This is a genomic window from Winogradskyella sp. (assembly GCF_013213975.1).
In the GTDB taxonomy this organism is placed as follows: Bacteria; Bacteroidota; Bacteroidia; order Flavobacteriales; family Flavobacteriaceae; genus Winogradskyella.
The window spans coordinates 13,558-34,708 of record NZ_JABSST010000015.1 but is presented as its reverse complement, the minus strand read 5'-3'; the positions used below and the strand labels follow the sequence as shown (position 1 = coordinate 34,708).

Below are 21,151 nucleotides of genomic sequence, written 5' to 3'. Positions count from 1 at the left end.
TCTTACAATGTGACTTCAATATATTTGAATATTTAACTACTATCTATAAGTCAAACTTAATTCCTTGTGCTAGTGGTAATTCAGTTGTATAATTAATCGTATTTGTTTGACGACGCATGTAGATTTTCCAAGCATCGGACCCAGACTCTCGCCCACCTCCAGTTTCTTTCTCGCCGCCAAAAGCACCGCCAATCTCTGCACCTGAGGTTCCGATATTAACATTGGCAATACCACAGTCAGAACCAGCATGAGATAAAAAACGTTCTGCTTCGCGAAGATTATTCGTCATAATTGCTGAAGACAAGCCTTGAGCTACATCATTCTGCATATCTATAGCATTATTTACATCACCAGAATATTTCAATAAGTATAATATTGGTGCAAATGTTTCGTGCTGAACAATTTTCATTGAATTCTCTGCTTCTGCAATAGATGGTTTTACATAACAACCTGACTCATAGCCTTCACCTGAAAGCACTCCGCCTTCAACAACAACGTTTCCGCCTTCTTCTACAACTTGAATTAATGCATTCTCATACATTTTTACTGCATCTTTATCAATTAAAGGACCAACATGGTTGTTTTCATCTAAAGGATTCCCTATTCGTAATTGCTTATAGGCATCTACCACAGCATCCTTTACCTTGTCATATATTGAATCATGGATAATTAAGCGGCGAGTTGACGTACAGCGTTGACCGCAAGTACCTACAGCACCAAAAACAGCGCCAATAATTGTCATTTTAATATCAGCATCTGGAGTTACAATAATAGCGTTATTTCCTCCCAATTCTAGTAAAGACTTCCCTAAGCGGGCTGCCACGTCTTGCGCTACTATTTTACCCATTCTTGTAGAACCTGTAGCAGAAACTAAAGGCACACGGGTATCTTTAGTCATCATTTCACCAACTTTGTAATCCCCGTTAATTAAACAAGAAATACCTTCAGGTAAATTGTTTTCTTTTAGAACTTCAGCAATAATATTCTGGCAAGCCACACCACAAACGGGTGTTTTCTCAGACGGTTTCCATATGCAAGTATCACCACAAATCCATGCTAATGCGGTATTCCATGACCAAACCGCAACTGGGAAGTTAAAGGCCGAAATAATTCCTACAACTCCTAACGGATGATATTGCTCATACATTCTATGTCCTGGTCGCTCTGAGTGCATGGTTAGGCCGTGTAACTGTCGCGATAATCCAACAGCAAAATCACAGATATCTATCATTTCTTGTACCTCACCTAATCCTTCTTGATATGATTTCCCCATTTCATAGGACACTAACTTACCTAAAGCTTCTTTCTTTTCTCTGAGCTTTTCACCGAATTGCCGAACAATTTCACCTCGTTGCGGGGCGGGCATAATACGCCAAGTTTTAAAAGCTTCAGTCGCTGAGGACATAGCTTTTTCATAATCTTCTTTTGTTGAAGATTTTACCTTGGCAATTAACTGACCATCTACAGGAGAAAAAGATTCAATGAGCTCACCATTTGAAAAGTCCGTTAACCCAGTTGAAGTTCCCTGGTTTATGTCTTTAACTCCTAATTGTTCTAAAGCCTCTTTTATTCCGAAATCCTTAGCAACTACTTGCATATATGTGTATTTTTTATGAATTATTAAATTGTGGCACAAAATTACTAATAAATTGTCAGTTTTACTTGAAGCTAGCACTCTAAAAATGTAACTTTAGAGCACACAAAAATTCTAAGCCATCATGAAAAAAATATTTCCTCTAATTCTATGTATTTTAATTGTTTTTAGCTGTGGAGAATTAGTTCCCAATCCAGATGACAATCCCGAAAATATGAAACGGGCAGATAAATCTACTTCTGTAAGAATAGACAGATTAAACAGAACCGATACGCCTGAATTCGCGATTATAATTCATGGAGGAGCTGGAACCATCCTAAAAAAGAACATGACACCAGAAAAAGAAGCTGCTTATAAGGCTAAACTTGAGGAGGCCATTCGTGTGGGTTACGAAATTCTGAAAAATGGAGGAAGTAGTTTAGATGCGGTAACTAAAACCATCAATGTTATGGAAGATTCGCCACTGTTTAATGCCGGGAAAGGAGCCGTTTTCACAAATGCTGAAACTAATGAATTAGATGCCTCTATAATGGACGGTAAAACACTCAATGCTGGAGCCTCAGCAGGAACTACAATTGTGAAAAATCCAATTGATTTGGCTAGAGCTGTTATGGAAAAGTCTAAGCATGTCATGCTTTCAGGAAAAGGTGCAGAAACCTTTGCAGAAAAACAAGGATTAACCTTGGTAGATCCATCTTACTTCCACACAGACAAAAGATTAGAATCTCTTAAACGTGTTAAGGAAAGAGAAGCTAAAGCAGCAGGTAAAGTAGATACTGAATCTGCTTATTTAGATTTTTATGATGCGGATATTAAAAATGCAAAGTTTGGAACCGTAGGTTGCGCAGCATTGGATAAAAATGGCAATCTGGCTGCTGGAACATCTACGGGAGGTATGACCAACAAACGCTATGGAAGAGTTGGTGATGCTCCGATAATTGGAAGTGGAACATACGCTAATAATGCCTCATGTGCAGTATCAAGTACAGGATGGGGAGAGTACTTTATAAGAGCTCAGGTTGCTCATGATATTTCAGCCCTTATGGAGTACAAAAACATAAGTCTTAAAGACGCTGCACGTCAGGTTCTAAATAAGGTAAAAGCTTTAGGAGGTGATGGAGGCATTGTTGCCGTAGATAAAGATGGAAATATGGTAGCCGACTTTAATACCGCAGGAATGTATAGAGCTACAATGAACGATAAAGGTGAATTATCAATTGGAATATATGAACAATAAACCCTAAAAAAATTTATTTACACCAACCGATACCTTTAATATGAAACTAGTAAAAAGTCTAATACTCTGCATCTTATTAATTCCAATAAGTATAACAGCTCAAAAGCGCAAGAAAAAAAATAGTAATCCTGAAATTATTCTTTCCGACTCTTTATTCCACGGTCAAAAATGGCGGAATATTGGACCATTTAGAGGAGGTCGTAGTGTGACCTCAACAGGAGTTATTAATCAACCTCAAACCTATTATATGGGTTCTACAGGTGGTGGAGTTTATAAAACGACAGACGCAGGAATTACATGGGAAAATATATCTGATGGTTTCTTTAAAACTGGATCTGTTGGATCCATAGCTGTGTCCGAAAGTGATACCAATATTGTAGTTGTAGGTATGGGCGAACATGCTGCACGTGGAGTAATGACATCCATGGGAGACGGTGTCTACAAATCCATGGATGCTGGAAAAACTTGGACACATCTTGGTTTGGAAAAAACATATCATATCTCAGATATAGTTATTCATCCTACTAATCCAGACATTATCTATGTCACTGCTCAAGGAGCACAATATGCACCAACAAATCAGAGGGGAGTTTACAAGACCGTTGATGGGGGAAAAACATGGCAAAATGTACTCTTTGTTAATTCTACAACTGGAGCCTCATCTTTAACAATGGACATGAATAACCCTCGAATTCTGTATGCTTCGATGTGGCAACATCGTCGCTACCCTTGGCTCATAGAATCAGGTGGAGAACATTCGGGACTTTACAAGTCTGTTGATGGTGGTGAGACTTGGAATAAGATGGAGAAAGGGTTACCTATGGCCTTTGGTAAATCGGGTATTTCAGTCTCTAGAGCAAATTCTGAACGTGTATTTGCAGTTATTGAGGCAGAAGGTGAGAAAGGAGGCGTTTATAGATCTGATAACGCTGGTAAAACTTGGAAACAAGTCAATAACAATCGAGTTAACATTGCCAGATCATGGTACTATATGGAAATCTTTGCAGACCCTCAAAATGAAAATACAGTGTACGTTCTAAATGCTCCTGTTATGAAATCTATCGATGGAGGAAAAAGCTTTTCTAACATTCCCGTTCCACATGGAGATAATCATCATCTATGGATTAACCCTCAAGACAATACTAATCTCATAAACTCTAACGATGGAGGGGCCAATATCTCATTCAATGGTGGCAACAGTTGGAGTACACAACAGAACCAAGCAACATCCCAATTTTATCGGGTAATAACCGACAATTTAGTGCCTTACAATGTTTATGGTGGTCAACAAGACAATTCTGCTATCGCCATTGCTAGCCGCACAAATGATGGTGGTATAGATTGGAAAGATTGGTATTCTGTCGCAGGTGGAGAAAGTGCTTTTTTAGCCTTTGACCCAGATAATCCAGAAACAGTTTATGGTGGTACCTACCAAGGAAATATAAGTAAATGGACAAAATCATCCAGAGAACAAAAATCCATTAAAGAATATCCCGAATTGGGTCTTAGTATTGCGCCAAAAGATTCAAAATATCGCTATAATTGGAATGCACCAATTATCTCGTCTCCTCATAATAGATCCGTTATTTATCATGCAGGGAATGTAGTCTTTAAGACAACTGACGGTGGTATGACTTGGACAGAAATTAGTCCAGATCTTACAAAAAATGAGACTGACAAGCATGGACCTGGCGGTGCTCCTTTTACTAATGAAGCTGCAGGAGGAGAAAACTACAATACCATTACAGCATTGGTCGAGTCTCAGCATAAAGAAGGTGTGCTTTACGCAGGTACAGATGATGGTTTATTACACATTACCAAAGATGGAGGTGAGAGTTGGCAAAATATCACCCCAAGTGATATCTCTGATGGTATTATTAATAGCATTGATATTTCTGAACATGATCCAGCAACTGCTTATGTGGTCGTAATGCGTTACAAATCACTGGATCTCAACTCCTACATTTTTAAAACTAAAGATTACGGACAATCTTGGACTAAAATTATAAATGGTCTTGATGATCCAAACGGATTTGCTCGTGTAATTAGGGCTGACAAACAACGAAAAGGCTTATTGTATGCTGGTACCGAAACTGGTATGTATGTTTCTATTAATGATGGATTAAACTGGCAACGTCTTAATTTAGGCATGCCGATAGTGGCCATTAATGATCTTATCATTCAAGATAACGATTTAGTCGCAGCCACTTCTGGTCGCGGTTTTTGGATTTTGGATGATTTAGGATTCCTGCAACAACTAAACACCAATCAAAAGACTTTAGAATTATTTAAACCAAAGTCAAGCTATCGTATTTTTGGAGGTGTATCTAAGGCTGTTGGACAGGGACAAAATCCAAGGTCTGGAGTCACTTTCGATTATTATCTAGATAAAGATGCTGATACACTTGACTTAAAACTTGAAGTCTTAGATGGTAGTTCAGTGATTAGAACCTATACCAACAAAAAACCAAAAGGCTTTAAATCCTGGCCAGGTGGACCCAATGCACCTCAAGTTTTACCTTCGAAAAAAGGATATCAACGATTTACTTGGAATTTTAATAGAGCGGATATCCCAGCTATTGATAATGTCTTTGTTTTTGGTGGTCTGTCAGGATCAAGTGTGGCACCAGGAAATTACACATTAAGATTGACTTTAGAAGGGAAAAGTGTAGAGACTAAAGCTAGGATTCTTCCTAATCCCGCTATTGAATCTAATCCACAAGATTTTATGGAACAACAAGGTATTTTGGTTCAAGTTGAAAATATCTTAAAAGACATGCATCAATCGGTTAACCAAATGCGATCTGCTAAAATACAACTTGAAGGTTATACAAAATTACTTAAAGACCGTGAGACTGCAGTAGTTTTGATTGAAAAGGGTGAAGCTTTGATAAAGCGCATAAATAATTGGGAAGAAAATTTAATTCAAGAAAAGCAAAAAACCTTTCAGGATGTTATTAATTTTAATAACAAACTTAATGCGCAACTCATTAATCTTAAGGGATATATAGACCAAGCCAACCCTAAGGTTACTAGCGGTGCAAAAGAACGATTTCAGGATTTATTAAACGATTGGCAAGTGTATAAAACCGAATACAATGCCATTATAAATAATGAGATGAAATCCTATAACAGACTGTATAAATCTTTGAATTTACCGGCACTAATACTTGATGCAAAAAATTAATGATAAAATTCTTTCGTCATATTCGTCGCTCACTAATCAACTCAAATCAAATGGTTACATATTTTAAATACGCTATTGGTGAAATTCTGTTAGTAGTGATTGGGATTTTAATTGCTCTTGGTATTAACAATTGGAATGAAAATCGTAAAAAAGAGAAAAATGAAATTATTCTTTTAGAAAAACTCCAAGAAGAGAACACCATTAATTTAGGAGAGGTTAAAAGAGACTCAACATACAGAGAAAATTTACCGAAATTAATGACCCGTTTCAATACATTTTTAAAAAATGGTGATTTAAAATTACACAAAGATAGTTTGCAAGATTACCTTGCAGAAATTATGAGATGTACATCCTACTCTTTTAATCAAAACAATATAGTAAACTATATTAATTCTCACGAAAGTAATGCCTCTGATATTACGAAAGAACTGGCCATATTAAAAGGATTTCAAGACGATCTTCAAACAATTTCAAACAAAGGAATAGATATTAGATTTAGTGATTTCTTCAATACCATAAAGGCTGATGTAGATTTTAATAGCGGGGAAATTATTAATTATGACAAATTTAAATCTCTAAAATTTCGTAATGACATTAATATTCTATTAGGTATAGATAGGGAAATTTCGAATCAATTCAATAGTACATTACGCCAAATTCGCCTTGTAGATTCTTTAATTACAGAACAACTTGAAAGATAAAAGTACCTGTTATAGCTTCTTAATAGCAAGCGCCAAAATGCATAGACAACTGTGAATATTAACTTCAAAAGGTCACAATAACTTTTGTAGTGTATAAAGTCTCCTCAAGCCACCTTTTTGTAACTTTAAGAACAATTTAACAGCAGTCCAAAATCTAAACATTTGAAAACTGGCGTAATTATTTAACAAAAAAGCACCTACCCTTCTTTTTTACTGAAGTTTTATTTAATACCATCACCAATTATGCAGATCAAAAAGCACCTTGTCGTCCTAGCTCTAATTGTAACCGCTATTTCATGTAAAAAAAAGCCTGTAATAACAGATAATATCTTTAAATACAGAGATTATATAAGTTATACAACTTCAGGAGTCGTATCAGTACAATCACCTATTAAGATTAATCTTGCGCAAGAGGTTGAGGGTTGGGACGCAGAGCAAGAGTTAGATGCTGGTTTAATTAAAACACAGCCCTATATACAAGGCGCATTAAAAACACTGAATAAACATACACTATTATTTACGCCAGATGAAGCCTTAGAACCAGCAACAACATATGGCGTTACCGTTAAACTAGGTAATATCTATAAAGACATTCCAGAAGAATTTAGCAGTTACACCTTTGAGTTTAAAACGATAACTCCAAGTTTTACTATTATGACCAATGACTTGCAGTCCTATAGCAAGGAATGGCAGTATGTATTAGGACAATTACGTTCATCGGATGTGATTAGCTTAAATGATGCTAAGCAACTCGTTACTGCAAAACAGGATAAAAGAGAACTCAATATAGCTTGGTTGGATGTAACGCAACCATCACGTTATTTCGAGTTCCGTATTGATAGTATTAAGCGCAATATTGAAGACAGTAAAATTGATATTCGTTGGGATGGTAATGCTATTAAAGCCGCAAATAAAGGAGAGAATTTCATTACCATTCCTGGAAAAAACAACTTTAGCATTGTTGAAACTAATGTCTACCAAAACCCTGAACAATACCTCTCAATTAATTTCTCAGACCCCTTAAAAAAACAACAAAATTTTTCGGGATTGGTTACTATTCAAAATGCAAAAAACCCAAGATATATCGTTGATGGAAACGTTTTAAAAGTATATCCAGACAATAAACTGGTTGGAGATATCAGAGTAGATGTTTTTACTGGTATTAAAAACACTGATGGCTTCAAACTAAAAAAATCATTTACCCAAACCCTCACTTTCGAAGAATTAAAACCAGAAGTTCGTTTAATTAGTAATGGCTCTATTTTACCAAATTCCAAAGACTTAAAATTTAATTTTGAAGCCGTTAATTTAAGCAAGGTCGATGTTAGAGTTATCAAAATATTTGAAGACAATGTATTACAGTTTCTTCAAGAAAATAACATTAACAGTAACAACGAGTATCATATAAAACATGTTGGGCGCCGCATTGCTAAAGAGACAATTACTCTAATACAAAACGCGAATCAAAACACAGGGAAGTGGAAAGCTTATAGTATTGATCTATCCAAATATCTGAAGGCAGATCCAGGAGCCATCTACAGAGTAGAACTTAGCTTTAAAAAAGATTATTCACTTTACGACTGCTCTTCAGATTCCAATACTACCGAAATTGAAGATGACTATTACGAAGAATATTATGATGATTACTACGAGGAAGACTTTTATGCCACAGAAGATATTTCTGAAGAAGAAGCCAATTTAAGAGAAGAACGGTATTGGGATAATCTTACCTACAGTTACCGTGACACCAATTATAGATATCGTGATAGAAACAATCCTTGTACAGACTCTTATTTTAATTACGGAAGTCGTACAGTAGCAATTAATCTTATAGGATCAAACTTAGGAGTTATTGCCAAACAAGGCAACGATAATACTTACTTTTTTGCTGTTACCAACATTTTAAATACAAATCCAGAATCTGGCGCTAAGGTTGCGCTTTACAATTACCAAAAACAAGAGTTAGCTAAGGGTATTACCAATTCGGATGGTATTGTAGAAATTGATGCCAAAAAACGAGCAGCATTTGCTATCGTTTCGAAGGGTGAAAGTGTCAGCTATGTAAAACTGTTTGATGGTAACGCACTATCTCTTAGTAAATTTGATGTTTCTGGAAGCCGATTGCAACGTGGACTTAAAGGTTACCTATATGGAGAACGTGGAATATGGCGACCAGGCGATAGTTTATTTCTAACCTTTGTTCTTAACGATAAGGCTAATAAATTACCTCAGCGTCATCCTGTAAAATTAGAGGTTACTGATCCTGTTGGCAAGTTGGTTTACCGTGATGTATCTATTGACAACACAAATAACTTTTATGATTTTAAAGTCCCAACATCTGCAGACTTTAAAACAGGAAATTACAACGCTAACATCTCTGTTGGAGGAGCACAGTTTTCAAAAACCTTAAAAATTGAAACAGTTAAACCCAACCGACTTAAAATAAATATCGATTTTAAAGATGACATCTTAAAAATAAAAAAGGCACTTCAAGGAGATCTTAATGTCGCTTGGTTACATGGTGCACCAGCTAAAAATCTTAAAGCTGAGGTTAAGGCAAAATTTACATCAAGCACAACACGATTCAAAGGATATCATAACTACGTCTTTAATGATCCTACAAAAACCTTTAATATTGAGGAGTTTAATGTTTTTGAGGGCAATTTAGATGCAGAAGGTCAGGCCAAAATAGATTCAGATCTTAATGTTGGAGACAATGCACCTGGAATGTTGAATGCTCAATTTTTGGTAAGAGCATTTGAGAATGGTGGTGATTATTCTCTAGATGCATTTAGTATACCTTTTGCTCCTTATGAAAGTTTTGTAGGATTACGTTCCCCAAAAGGGAATAACTACGGATCCTTCAATACAGATGAAAACCACACCTTTGATGTAACAACTGTCACTGCAGATGGTCAACCCATCAAAAGTGATAAATTAGAAGTTAAAGTCTATCGTATTGAGTGGCGCTGGTGGTGGAACGCCTCTTATGATAATTTGTCGAGTTACGTTTCTAGTAGTTATCACAGACCAGTACAACAATTTGAAATTAAAACAGATGCCAACGGAAAAGGAAGTTTTAAAATTAATATTCCAGAAACTGAAAGAGGTCGCTACTTAATTAGAGTTTATGATCCTGCAAGTGGGCATGCCACAGGAAGAACAGCCTATTTCTACAGAAATTGGTGGTCTAACACATCAACAGGAGACAAGGACGCTGCAAAAATGTTGGTCTTCTCAACAGATAAAGAAACTTATAACGTCGGTGATACAGCGATGCTTACCTTCCCTTCTGGCCATGAAGGAAGAGCTTTAGTGAGTATAGAAAATGGTACTGAAGTGTTACAACATCAATGGGTAGAAACCAAACCAGGAGAAACAATAGTTAAGGTTCCTGTTACTTCAGAAATGGCGCCAAATGTATTTGTCAATATCTCATTATTACAACCACATGCCATTATCTCCAATGATTTACCTATAAGATTATACGGAGTTATACCAATGATGGTAGAAAATCCAGAGACACGCTTAGAACCTCAGATTAGTATGCCAGATGTTATTAGACCAGAAACCAGCTATGATATAAAAGTTTCAGAAAAAAATAATAAATCAATGACCTATACCATTGCTGTAGTTGAAGAAGGCCTTTTGGATTTAACCCGGTTTAAAACACCAAATGCATGGAATAGTTTTTATGCTCGCGAAGCATTGGGTGTAAAAACTTGGGATATTTTTGATGATGTCATTGGCGCCTATTCTGGAAGCATAGATCAAGTCTACGCTATTGGAGGTGACGGTGCCGCAGCTAAGGGTAAAAACAAAAAAGCGAATCGTTTTAAACCCGTAGTGACCTATCTCGGACCATTTTTACTTAAAAAAGGGCAGACAAAGACCCATCAGTTAAAAATGCCAAATTATGTTGGGGCCGTACGTGCCATGGTTGTTGCGGGAAACAACAATCAAGAAGCTTATGGAAGTATTGAAAAATCAGTGAAAGTAAAAAAGCCTCTGATGGTCTTAGCTTCTTTACCGCGTAAACTCAGTCCAGGAGAAAAAGTAACGCTACCAGTTACTGTTTTTGCTATGGAGGATAAGGTCAAAAACGTAAATCTATCCTTAAAATTAAGCGATGGCATTACTGTAAAAGGTAAGGCAACACAAAATCTTCAGTTTAATAAGCCAGACGAAAAAATGGCCTATTTTGAATTAGATGTTACTAAAGCACGAGGTATTAAAACCATAGAAGTTATTGCTTCTGGAAATGGAGAAAAGTCAACCTATAAAGTAGAAATCGATGTGGTAAATCCAAATCCAATAACCTCGCGTGTTATTGATAGAGAGTTGCAAGCCAATGGTAATACCACTATAGAGTTTTCGACCTTTGGAGTGCCTGATAGCAATCATGCAACCATAGAATTTTCGACACTTCCACCAATGAATTTCTCAAGACGTATGGAATACCTTATTCGTTATCCACATGGTTGCGTAGAACAGACAACTTCTAGCATCTTCCCACAATTATATTTAGCAGATGTATTTGATTTAACAGATAAAAAGAAACAAGAAATTAAACATAATATAGAAATTGCCATTAATAAATTAGGTCGTTTTCAAAATGCTACAGGAGGACTAGGCTATTGGATGGGTGAAAATTCTGCGAATGATTGGGGAACGACTTATGCTGGACATTTTATGATGGAAGCAGAGAAAAGAGGTTTTGTATTACCATTAAGCTTCAAAAACAATTGGACAAATTATCAAAGGCAAGCTGCTAGAAATTGGAGACCAAGCTACCACAATAGTAAGAGTGATTTAGCGCAAGCTTATCGCCTTTATACATTAGCCTTAGCCGGCAGTCCTGATTTAGCTAGTATGAATAGATTGCGTGAATTTGAAGAATTATCTAATAATGCCAAGTGGAGACTAGCCGCAGCCTACGCACTAGCCGGGCAAAAAGAAGCTAGCGATGCCATCGTCAAATCGGCCAATATAGATTTTATATCAGAAGATGAAGATCGTTATACCTACGGCTCTGTTTATAGAAACCGAGCCATGGCCTTAGAGACCATGTTATTAGTTGATCATCCTAGTAAAGTAGAAATCGCAAAACAAATTGCGAAATCACTATCCACTGATCAATGGATGAGTACTCAAACTACATCTTACAGCCTCTTAGCCTTAGGGAAAATGATCAAGCAAAATGGAGGAAAAGACCTTAAGGTTACTTATAACGTAAACGGAAAAACTGAAACCATTGATACCAAAAACGGAATTGCGCAACGCAGTATCCCTATCAATGATGGTTTCAACAAAGTGAGTTTTACTAATGGCAAAGACAACATGGTTTATTTACGAATACTTAACTCTGGACAACTAAAATTAGGAGAAGAATCCTCAGAGCAACGTGGGTTCTCAATTTCAACAATATATAAGGATTTACAAGGTAATAGAATTGATGTATCTAAACTTCAACAAGGTCAAGACTTCGTCGCAACTGTAAGTACTTCAAACTTAACTAGCGACTATATCAATGACGTTGCCTTAACTCAAATTTTTCCTTCAGGATGGGAAATTGTGAATACCCGATTTACCGATTTTGGCGATACTACAGTGAGTCAAGCAAGATTCACAGATATAAAAGACGATCGTGTTAATTTCTATTTTGATATGAATAGAAAAGGAAAATACGGTACTAAAACATTTACGGTCATGCTCAACGCTGCTTACTTAGGCACTTATTATTTACCTGGAGCACAAGCAGAAGCTATGTATAATAACGATGACTACTTAGTAAGAAATAAAGGACGATGGGTAATCGTAGAAAAATAAACTAAACAACTTGTCGGTCGACAGACAAGTATCCTAAGAGAACAAACCGCTTAAATGTTCAATTTAAAACTTAGAAATTATGAAAAATTTAAAAATGATTTTAGCCTTAGGATTGGTGTTCAACCTAGCGGTAATTACTGCGCAAAATGAAGAAGCGTACGTTGCCGCTGAAAGTGGTTTGTCTTTAAGAGACCAACCAGATATCAGTGCTAAAATGTTAACCAAACTGGCTTATGGTGAAGCCATTGGTATTTTAGAAGACACAGACAAGAACTTAGTGGTCTTAGATGCTGGCGAAAAAATTAGTGGTAAGTGGGTAAAAGTCGAAACCAGAAATCATATTGGTTATGTGTTTGACGGCTATCTATCTCCAAATAAAATCGCAAGAACCATTAGACTAGATTTTGATCACCTAAAAGCAGAATTAAAAAATGTTGCTACAAGTGATTATAAAAGGAGTCATAGCTTAAAATTTGATGAAAAAGCAACCATCAATGTTGACGAAAGTGATTCGCCACAAGCAAAAACTATAGTATTGGTAGATAATGATTATAAACAAGTAAGCTTGTTTCAGCGCTACGAAAACAGTTTTTCATTTATGAGTGCAGACAACAAATGCAATACTAATGAATGGACACAATTTGATACCGAGTGGAAACCATTAAAGCAACTAAATACCAATAGCTACGAGACTTTATCTTATTCAGAAAAAGATTGGATTACTTTTATTGAATCGGCCACTAAAGATCTTAAAGATGACGTTGTAGATAAGTGTGGCGAAGATTGGTATAATTATGTAAAAACCATAAATAACATCAAAGACTTCCCAGTAAGTGTGACTACAAACCGTGTTTTTATTAAATTTATATTGACAGATTTTGAAGATAATATCACCAAAAAAATCATTGAATTTAAAATGCCCAACGGTAAATAAACTATGAAAAACTTTAAACCATATTTTGCTGTAATATTTACGTCAACACATACAGATAATACCAAAGGTTACTCCGAAATGGCAATAGAAATGGAATCCTTAGCAAAGAAACAACTAGGATTTTTAGGTATAGATAGCGCTCGAAATGATGTAGGTATTACAGTAAGTTATTGGGAAAGTTTAGAGGCAATTAAACACTGGAAAGCCAATACAGATCATTTATTAACCCAAAAAAGAGGCCGCGAACAATGGTACAATTGGTACAACGTTCGTATTTGCAAAGTAGAACGCGAGTATGAATTTAATTTAGATACCTAATCCAAATGCTTCTCTAAATGCGATTTAATAATTTGAGACCAAAGTCTGTAGCCATCTCTATTTAAATGCAGTTGATCCTCAATAAACAATTCAGTTCTTGGCAATCCTTCTTCATTTAAAAATTGCTCTGAAGTTGAGATAAAGTACATATTATTTCGGGTATTACAATAGGCCTCCATAAGATCATTAGCTTTAACTGTTTTATCCCAAATATTCCATCGGCTTTGCGTTGGTGTAATTTCAATTAGGAAGATTGGAGTATCGGGGGCAATAGCTCTAATCTGTTTTGTAAAATATACGTACAAGCGTTTCACTTGCTTTGGTGTAACCTTAGTTTTTGGATTATCCCAAATACCTGTTAGATCGTTGGCAACAAAACAAACGATGGCTTTTGCATCTCTATGTGGTGTTACAAGGCGTTCTGTAAAATGAATTAAATCATAAAAATGAGCACCACCATAACCGCGTTTTACAGATTTGTATGGTGTCATATCTTGGTGAATCGAATCCCAAAGTCTAATACTAGAACTCCCTAAATAGAGAATATAATCATCAGGAATATTCTCATATTGATCTTTGAGTTCTAATTGCTTTATATGAGGTTCCCAGGGAGCTGCTGCGTTAGCATACCTTTTAAGTGGAGAACACGATGCCAAAAGGAATAATAGACATCCAACAACGCCTATTGTTCTGATGAAATTTTTTACCATGCCTCTAATTTAACGCTTTAATGTGAAATGACCTTTAATTTCAGTACCATCTAAAACAATACGGTACCAATAATCTGAGGCAGGGAGATCTTTACCCCCATACGTACCATCCCAAAGCGCATTAGAATTAATGGCTGAATACACAATTTTACCATAGCGATTAAATATATAGACTTCTGTACTTGTAAAGAATTGTGTTACATTTAGCGCAAAGAAATCGTTTTTGCCATCGTTATTTGGTGTTATAAATTTAGGAATGAAAAAATGAAAATACTCTTGTGTCAGTACGGTAGGGCATTCATCTGATTTTACATAAATCGTGTATAATCCAATTGGGACATTGGTGAAAATATTACTGAATTGATAGGTAAACCCATCTAACGAATATTGATAATTACCTTGGTTGCTAAGGGTAACAATTATCGTACTTCCTTCAGAAACGATACTCTCTATTTCTGGATTAGCTATTTCTGAAACAATGAATGTTATTATTTCGGTAAAACAACCATCTGTAACTTCTACCTCGTAAGTGCCTGCTGACTGAATGGTTATTGATTGAGACGTTTCACCAGAATCCCAATGGAATTGAGGGTTATTTATGGTTGAATCGACAATCAAGCTAAGGTCACTATCTTCACATATAGATCTAAATTCGTCTCTAAACTCTTGAGGTTGTGTTCCTTCAATTTCCCAAGAACAGGTATTCACATTAAATGACGTCGTTTGCCAACATTCTAAATCTGTTGGTGCTTCGGGTTGGGTTCCTGTAACTTCCCATAGGCAGGTTACAGCATTAAACAATGTAGTCTCCCAACACTGCAGATCAGCAGGTTCTGTTGGTTGCGTTCCTGTAATTTGCCAAGAACACAAATTAGTGTCAAAAACAGCCGATTCCCAGCACGCCAAATCTATTGGTTCAGCGGGTTGCGTCCCTGAAACTTCCCAGGAGCAAGTCGTTATGTTAAACACTGCATTCTCCCAGCATTGTAGCCCTGTGGGTTCAGCAGGTTGGGTACCCGTTACCTCCCAAGCACAAGTCGTAGTACTAAACATAGCTGTTTCCCAACAGGCAAGTATTGGTTGTATTGGTTGGGCTCCAGTAATCTCCCATGCACATGTCGCAGTATTAAAACTAGTCGTCTGCCAACACGCTAATCCGGTTGGTTCTGAAGGTTGCGTCCCAGTGACTTCCCATACACAAGTTGTGGTATTAAAACTAGCCGTCTGCCAACACGCTAATCCGGTTGGTTCTGAAGGCTGTGTTCCTATAACTTCCCAACTACAGATGGTAGTGTTAAATGTTGCTGTTTCCCAACACTCCGTTATTGGTTGTGTAGGCTGGGTTCCTGTTATTTCCCAAGCACACGTGGTGGTATTAAAAATAGCCGTCTCCCAACACTCTAGTCCTGTAGGCTCCGCAGGTTGAGTTCCCGTAATGAACCAACTGCATGTAACATCATCAAAATTTGCAGATTCCCAACACTCTAAAACAGGTGGAGGTGGTGCTTGAATAACTAAAATTTGATAAACATCTGAAAGTGTAATACAGTCCTCATTACTCAAGTTAGCCTGAAATTCAGCAACTTTAGCTCTCAAATAAGTTGTAGTGGTAATGCCAGCGACCGTTATTGAAGCGTTGGTTTCGCCAGAAATGTCTGTCCAGTTTATGCCGTCCGTGCTTATTTGCCACTGATAAAAATGCGTGCTAAATACTGTAAAATCTGGGGTGGCTGTAATAGTATCTGTAAATGCTGCAGCATTGCATGTGGTTACGGAATCGACTCCATTGCTATCTTCAATAGTGATTAAGTCCCCGCAACTTTTAAAAACAATGTCGTCAATAGCAACGTCGTTGCCACAACCGCCACTACTGTTATTAATCATTTTCAGTATTACAGAGGTTTGATTAGGTACGGTCTGAAAAACCAAGGCATATTGATCCCAAGTTGGAGAGAGCGTGCCTGTAATATTTCCTGTATTACCAGAGGCTAAGAGATTAGTGTCTGTACTATCCCAAATTTCAAATCGCACATTTACAGGAATTGCTCCTGCTCCACAAAATCCATTTAGTGGCGCCAAATTTAAAAGCCATGAAGAAAATTCATAAGTTGTATTTTCACAAAGTCCGTCTATACTGGTTCTATAAAACTCCCCCGCACTAAAACTTGAATTAACAATAAGCATTCGTCCGTGAGTGTCATTAGGGGTGTGATCGCCAATACTAAACCAATCAAAATAATTAGTATAGCTCGTTACCGTATATAACCCATCATCCGGAGGTTGTCCATTAGCATAGGTATACGTTGTTGTGCCAGGAGGTAGTGCTACATCATTTAAACCTTCACCAAAATCTTCTACAAAAATTGGATCACCAGAATTTCCCTGACAAAATCCAAGTTGCGCATGAATTTTTCCCGATATGAAAAAAACACATAAAATTATGAGTACTTTAAGATCTAAGATATGATAACGCACGTTTAAATATATATAAGTTGTTTAGTAATCATTATATCTTTTCATTAAAATAGTAATTAAAATCGCCTTTGTATAGTCTATGTATAGGTCAATCAGATATATAAGAGAAAATAGGATAAAATCAATAGTGATTATTGTTCTATTAGTGCTCTATTATTTCTCACTGCCTAAAAATTTATTTACCGACCCACAAGCTACAGTAATAACTGGTAATAACGATGAACTATTAGGCGCAATTATAGCTGATGATGGTCAGTGGAGATTTCCTGAGACAGAACACATACCTGAAAAATTCAAAACCTGTATTCTTGCATTTGAAGACGAATACTTTTACAAGCATCCAGGGTTTAATCCCATTTCAATTTTTAAGGCACTTCAGGAAAATATAAGCTCTGGATCTGTGAAACGTGGAGGAAGTACCATCACACAACAGGTAATTAGACTGTCACGACAAGGAAAAGCCAGAACCTACACAGAGAAACTTAAAGAACTCATTTTAGCTACTCGTTTAGAATTAAGACTTTCCAAAGATGAAATATTAAAACTCTATACTAGTCATGCTCCATTTGGCGGTAATATTGTGGGTCTTGATGCTGCTGCTTGGCGCTATTTTAATCGCAGTGCATCAAATCTATCATGGGCAGAAAGCGCAACACTTGCTGTATTACCCAATGCTCCGAGTTTGATCTATCCTGGTAAAAATCAAAAGCGATTATTAGATAAGCGTAATCGTTTGTTAAAAAAACTGTATGACAATCGAATAATAGATGAGCTCACTTACAAGTTATCAGTGGCAGAAAGCTTGCCTCAAAAACCATATTCCTTACCACAGATAGCACCTCATTTACTTCAAAAGATTGCTAAATCTCACAAAGGAAAGCGCATAAAAACAACAATTCAGACCAACTTGCAAGAACAGGCTAATCGCATTGTAACACAACATTACAACCAATTAAAACAAAATGAAATCTATAATCTTTCTGTTTTAGTTTTAGACGTAAAAACAAGACAAGTCCTAACTTATATTGGTAATTCTCCTACTGACAAAACACATCAAAAAAGTGTAGATATTATTGATAAGCCAAGAAGTACAGGAAGTATCTTAAAACCATTTCTTTATGCAGCAATGTTAGATTCGGGTGATTTATTATCTCATACCTTAATTCCAGATGTTCCGACGCAATTTGGAAGTTATCAGCCTGAAAATTTTAATAAAACCTATGATGGTGCTGTGCCAGCAAATGAAGCCTTATCAAGATCCTTAAATGTGCCCGCTGTAAGAATGCTACAGAACTTTGGCTTGGATCGGTTTTACCACTATTTGGATCAACTTCAACTTAAAGATCTTAAATATGATGCTAATCATTACGGATTATCTTTAATTTTGGGTGGAGCCGAAAGTAACCTTTGGGATTTATCTAAGAGTTATGCTGCCATGGCTGGCACGCTCAACCATTTTAATGATAATTCAAGCCAGTATTTTACGAATGAATTTGTTGAACCCTCATTTCTTTTCAATCAAAATGTTGATTTTGGAATTCTTAAGAACGAAAAAACAATATATGATGCAGCATCCATATTTCTAACCTTCGACAGTATGAAACAAGTAAATAGGCCAGAATCTGATGAAAGTTGGGACCTTTATGATTCCGCTCAAGACATTGCTTGGAAAACAGGGACAAGTTTTGGATATAGAGATGCTTGGGCCATTGGAGCTACTACGGATTATGTGGTTGGTATTTGGGTCGGTAATGCCGATGGCGAAGGACGACCTGGTTTAGTCGGTGTGGAGACAGCAGCTCCTATTCTGTTCGATATTTTTAAGCTATTGCCTAAAAGTGAATGGTTCAGTAAACCTTATGACGAAATGCTAGAAGTTGGAATTTGTAAAAAAAGTGGATACCGAGCTTCTACTATATGTGATGATGTTGAATTAAGGTTTATCCAAACCAGTGGGCAAAAAACCCCACCTTGCCCGTTTCATAAGTTGGTGCATCTAGATGCAACTAATAACTATCAAGTAAATTCGTCATGTTCTGATCTCAGAAGTATAACTTCAACGGCTTGGTTTTCTTTACCTCCTTTACAGGCGTATTATTATAAAAATAGAGACCCTTACTATAAGGATCTCCCGCCTTACCGATCCGACTGCACCCAAGAATCTAGGATTACTATGGAATTTATATATCCAAATCAGCAAAACACCATTTTCTTACCCAAAGATTTTGATGGAACAACTAATGAACTGGTCCTTAAAGTAGCGCACTCTGCACCAGAGTCTGTATTGTTTTGGTACATCGACGATACCTATGTTGGAAGCACAAAAGATATTCATGATTTTGCCATAATACCTAAAGAAGGGGAACATATCCTTACAGTAGTTGATAATTTAGGCAACGAATTACAACACAAAATTACAATTGTTAATTAAGAGAGATTCTTAATCCCTAAATCTTTATTTTTGTTCTAATAAACAGCAATAGTATTATGGATACCTTACAATTTTTACATTCTAAATGGGCTTATCTGGTCCTCGTCGTTTTAGTGCTCGCCACACTCAATGCACTGATTAAGTTTTTTGGCGACAAGGAATTTGATGCTAAAGATTTCCGGATTTCGTTATTTGCTCTTATTACCATGCATATTCAATTACTATTAGGTATAATTTTATGGTTCTCTAAAGGCTATTTTGATGAGATGGGTGTTGGAGAAGTTATGAAGAATGGAGCTATTCGAAAATTAGCGGTAGAACATCCTACAACTATGATTATTGCTGTGGCTCTCGTAACAATAGGATATTCTAAACATAAAAAGAAACTCGTCTCTAAACCTAAATTTAAAGTCCTTGCTACCTTTTATACCATAGCATTGGCTTTAGTTTTATATATGATTCCTTGGAATCTTTGGTTTAGTTAAAAAGAAAAGCGCAAACTTTAGTTTGCGCTTTTCTTTTTAATCTATTTTCTTGGTCTTCTGTAGCCTCTTCCTATTCTTTGACTTCCTTTATGAGATAAACATACACTGGAAAGTGATCACTAAAGCCGCCCGTAAAACCTCCATCAGCAAAACTTCTGAAGGGATAACCTTCATAACGCCCACGCTTGTTGAACATATATGACGGATTATAGATTCCAGCTTTCCAAAATCTAAAGGAAGAATAATCTTCATTTAACAAAGGCTTTGTCATCATTATTTGATCAAATAAACTCAAAGCATCTCTGTAAGCAGTCGTTCCCCAGCCTTTTTCAGTAAACATTTTTTCATAAGGATTATAGATACCTTTAAAAGGTACTTTCTTCTTATCTTTTTTAGCTTTCAACACCTTCTTTACACTTTCATTTGTTGGATCATCATTTAAATCGCCAATTGTAAAAATCTTTGCATAAGGATCTATGGATTGTAAAGAATCTATGAGTCGTTTATTAAGCTTTGCAGCTCCTACTCGTTTAGACCGACTCCTAGCTTCACCACCACTTCTTGAAGGCCAATGATTAACAAGAATATGAATAAGGTCCCCATCAAGTTCTCCACTCACCAACAACTGATCTCTTGTGTATACACGCTTTCTAGTAACATCGTCGTAAATTAATAATTCATGTGAGCTTGAATCTATGGGTTTAAAGAGCGCTTTTTGGTATAATAAGGCAACGTCAATGCTTCGGCGGTCTGGTCCATCATAATGTATGATACCATAGTCTTTACCTAACAACAGTGGATCGTTAATTAAATCTTCAAGAACATCTCTATTCTCTATTTCACAAACACCAATGACAGCTGGGGAGTTTTTTGCCATATCAGTTCCAATATTAGCAATAACTCGAGCCATATTTTTGATCTTTTTCTGGTAGACCTCAGAACGATTAGCCTTCATCTCCATGATTGGACTTGCCTCATCATATTTTAAAGGATCATTGATGGTGTCAAATAGATTCTCTAAATTGTAGAATGCTACAGTATGAATTTTAAAACGTTTTTCTTGTGACCAAACACTTGAAATACAAATCATTGCAAGGGTCAAAAGAAGGGATTTTAGTATTTTCATGATTGATATATTATCTAATTGTTATATTCTAAGCAAATTGCTTGCCAAAAGTATGTAATTATTATAAATGATGTACCTTTGCACCCCCTTAAATAACTTTAATTTAATCTACTGTAACAATCAA

12 protein-coding genes are annotated in these 21,151 nt (G+C 36.3%); 8 read left to right on the top strand and 4 right to left on the bottom strand.

Features of this window, described 5'->3' with window-relative positions:
* Positions 1 to 43: 43 nt before the first annotated feature.
* On the bottom strand, positions 44 to 1,597 hold the full coding sequence (locus HRU49_RS03365) for an aldehyde dehydrogenase family protein (RefSeq protein ID WP_296354159.1): 1,554 nt from the start codon (positions 1,595 to 1,597) through the stop codon (positions 44 to 46).
* A 121-nt stretch (positions 1,598 to 1,718) separates the two neighbouring features.
* On the opposite strand from HRU49_RS03365, the gene HRU49_RS03360 reads away from it, so the two are divergent.
* From HRU49_RS03360 to HRU49_RS03335, 6 genes are all read left to right on the top strand, one after another.
* Positions 1,719 to 2,831, top strand: a complete 1,113-nt coding sequence (locus tag HRU49_RS03360; RefSeq protein ID WP_296354157.1) for an isoaspartyl peptidase/L-asparaginase — start codon at positions 1,719 to 1,721, stop codon at positions 2,829 to 2,831.
* A gap of 40 nt (positions 2,832 to 2,871) precedes the next feature.
* Positions 2,872 to 6,018, top strand: a complete 3,147-nt coding sequence (locus HRU49_RS03355; protein ID WP_296354155.1) for a glycosyl hydrolase — start codon at positions 2,872 to 2,874, stop codon at positions 6,016 to 6,018.
* Entirely contained in the window at positions 6,018 to 6,719 is a 702-nt protein-coding gene (locus tag HRU49_RS03350) for a DUF6090 family protein (RefSeq protein WP_296354153.1), read from the top strand. The genes HRU49_RS03355 and HRU49_RS03350 overlap by 1 nt, the downstream gene beginning before the upstream one ends.
* A 243-nt stretch (positions 6,720 to 6,962) precedes the next feature.
* Positions 6,963 to 12,548, top strand: a complete 5,586-nt coding sequence (locus HRU49_RS03345; protein WP_296354151.1) for an MG2 domain-containing protein — start codon at positions 6,963 to 6,965, stop codon at positions 12,546 to 12,548.
* A 79-nt stretch (positions 12,549 to 12,627) separates the two neighbouring features.
* Positions 12,628 to 13,482 carry an SH3 domain-containing protein gene (locus tag HRU49_RS03340; RefSeq protein WP_296354149.1) on the top strand — a complete coding sequence of 285 codons (855 nt, stop codon included), beginning with the start codon at positions 12,628 to 12,630 and terminating at the stop codon, positions 13,480 to 13,482.
* Between the two features lie 3 nt (positions 13,483 to 13,485).
* Complete coding sequence (locus tag HRU49_RS03335; protein WP_296354147.1) at positions 13,486 to 13,800, top strand: antibiotic biosynthesis monooxygenase; 315 nt, start codon at positions 13,486 to 13,488, stop codon at positions 13,798 to 13,800.
* Here the strand turns inward: HRU49_RS03335 and HRU49_RS03330 are convergent.
* Together HRU49_RS03330 and HRU49_RS03325 are read right to left on the bottom strand one after the other, a co-directional pair.
* Entirely contained in the window at positions 13,797 to 14,510 is a 714-nt protein-coding gene (locus tag HRU49_RS03330; protein ID WP_296354145.1) for a GDSL-type esterase/lipase family protein, read from the bottom strand. The genes HRU49_RS03335 and HRU49_RS03330 overlap by 4 nt on opposite strands.
* 9 nt (positions 14,511 to 14,519) lie before the next feature.
* Positions 14,520 to 16,985 carry a T9SS type B sorting domain-containing protein gene (locus HRU49_RS03325; protein WP_296354143.1) on the bottom strand — a complete coding sequence of 822 codons (2,466 nt, stop codon included), beginning with the start codon at positions 16,983 to 16,985 and terminating at the stop codon, positions 14,520 to 14,522.
* 79 nt (positions 16,986 to 17,064) lie between these two features.
* Here HRU49_RS03325 and pbpC point away from each other — a divergent pair, with 79 nt between their 5' ends.
* Together pbpC and HRU49_RS03315 are read left to right on the top strand one after the other, a co-directional pair.
* Positions 17,065 to 19,416, top strand: a complete 2,352-nt coding sequence (gene pbpC, locus HRU49_RS03320) for a penicillin-binding protein 1C (RefSeq protein WP_296354139.1) — start codon at positions 17,065 to 17,067, stop codon at positions 19,414 to 19,416.
* Between the two features lie 53 nt (positions 19,417 to 19,469).
* Positions 19,470 to 19,901 (top strand): hypothetical protein, encoded by a 432-nt coding sequence (locus HRU49_RS03315; protein WP_296354186.1) that lies wholly within the window; start codon positions 19,470 to 19,472, stop codon positions 19,899 to 19,901.
* Positions 19,902 to 19,971: 70 nt separating this feature from the next.
* Here the strand turns inward: HRU49_RS03315 and HRU49_RS03310 are convergent, their stop codons facing one another.
* Positions 19,972 to 21,027: an endonuclease/exonuclease/phosphatase family protein gene (locus tag HRU49_RS03310; RefSeq protein WP_296354137.1), complete on the bottom strand. Its 1,056-nt coding sequence runs from the start codon at positions 21,025 to 21,027 to the stop codon at positions 19,972 to 19,974.
* Between the last annotated feature and the right edge of the window lie 124 nt (positions 21,028 to 21,151).

Coding starts and splice junctions, on each gene's coding strand:
- HRU49_RS03310 (WP_296354137.1), bottom strand. CDS start 21,027: ATGAAAATACTAAAATCCCTTCTTTTGACCCTTGCAATGATTTGTATT.
- HRU49_RS03335 (WP_296354147.1), top strand. CDS start 13,486: ATGAAAAACTTTAAACCATATTTTGCTGTAATATTTACGTCAACACAT.
- HRU49_RS03350 (WP_296354153.1), top strand. CDS start 6,018: ATGATAAAATTCTTTCGTCATATTCGTCGCTCACTAATCAACTCAAAT.
- HRU49_RS03365 (WP_296354159.1), bottom strand. CDS start 1,597: ATGCAAGTAGTTGCTAAGGATTTCGGAATAAAAGAGGCTTTAGAACAA.
- HRU49_RS03340 (WP_296354149.1), top strand. CDS start 12,628: ATGAAAAATTTAAAAATGATTTTAGCCTTAGGATTGGTGTTCAACCTA.
- HRU49_RS03345 (WP_296354151.1), top strand. CDS start 6,963: ATGCAGATCAAAAAGCACCTTGTCGTCCTAGCTCTAATTGTAACCGCT.
- HRU49_RS03355 (WP_296354155.1), top strand. CDS start 2,872: ATGAAACTAGTAAAAAGTCTAATACTCTGCATCTTATTAATTCCAATA.
- HRU49_RS03360 (WP_296354157.1), top strand. CDS start 1,719: ATGAAAAAAATATTTCCTCTAATTCTATGTATTTTAATTGTTTTTAGC.
- HRU49_RS03330 (WP_296354145.1), bottom strand. CDS start 14,510: ATGGTAAAAAATTTCATCAGAACAATAGGCGTTGTTGGATGTCTATTA.
- pbpC (WP_296354139.1), top strand. CDS start 17,065: ATGTATAGGTCAATCAGATATATAAGAGAAAATAGGATAAAATCAATA.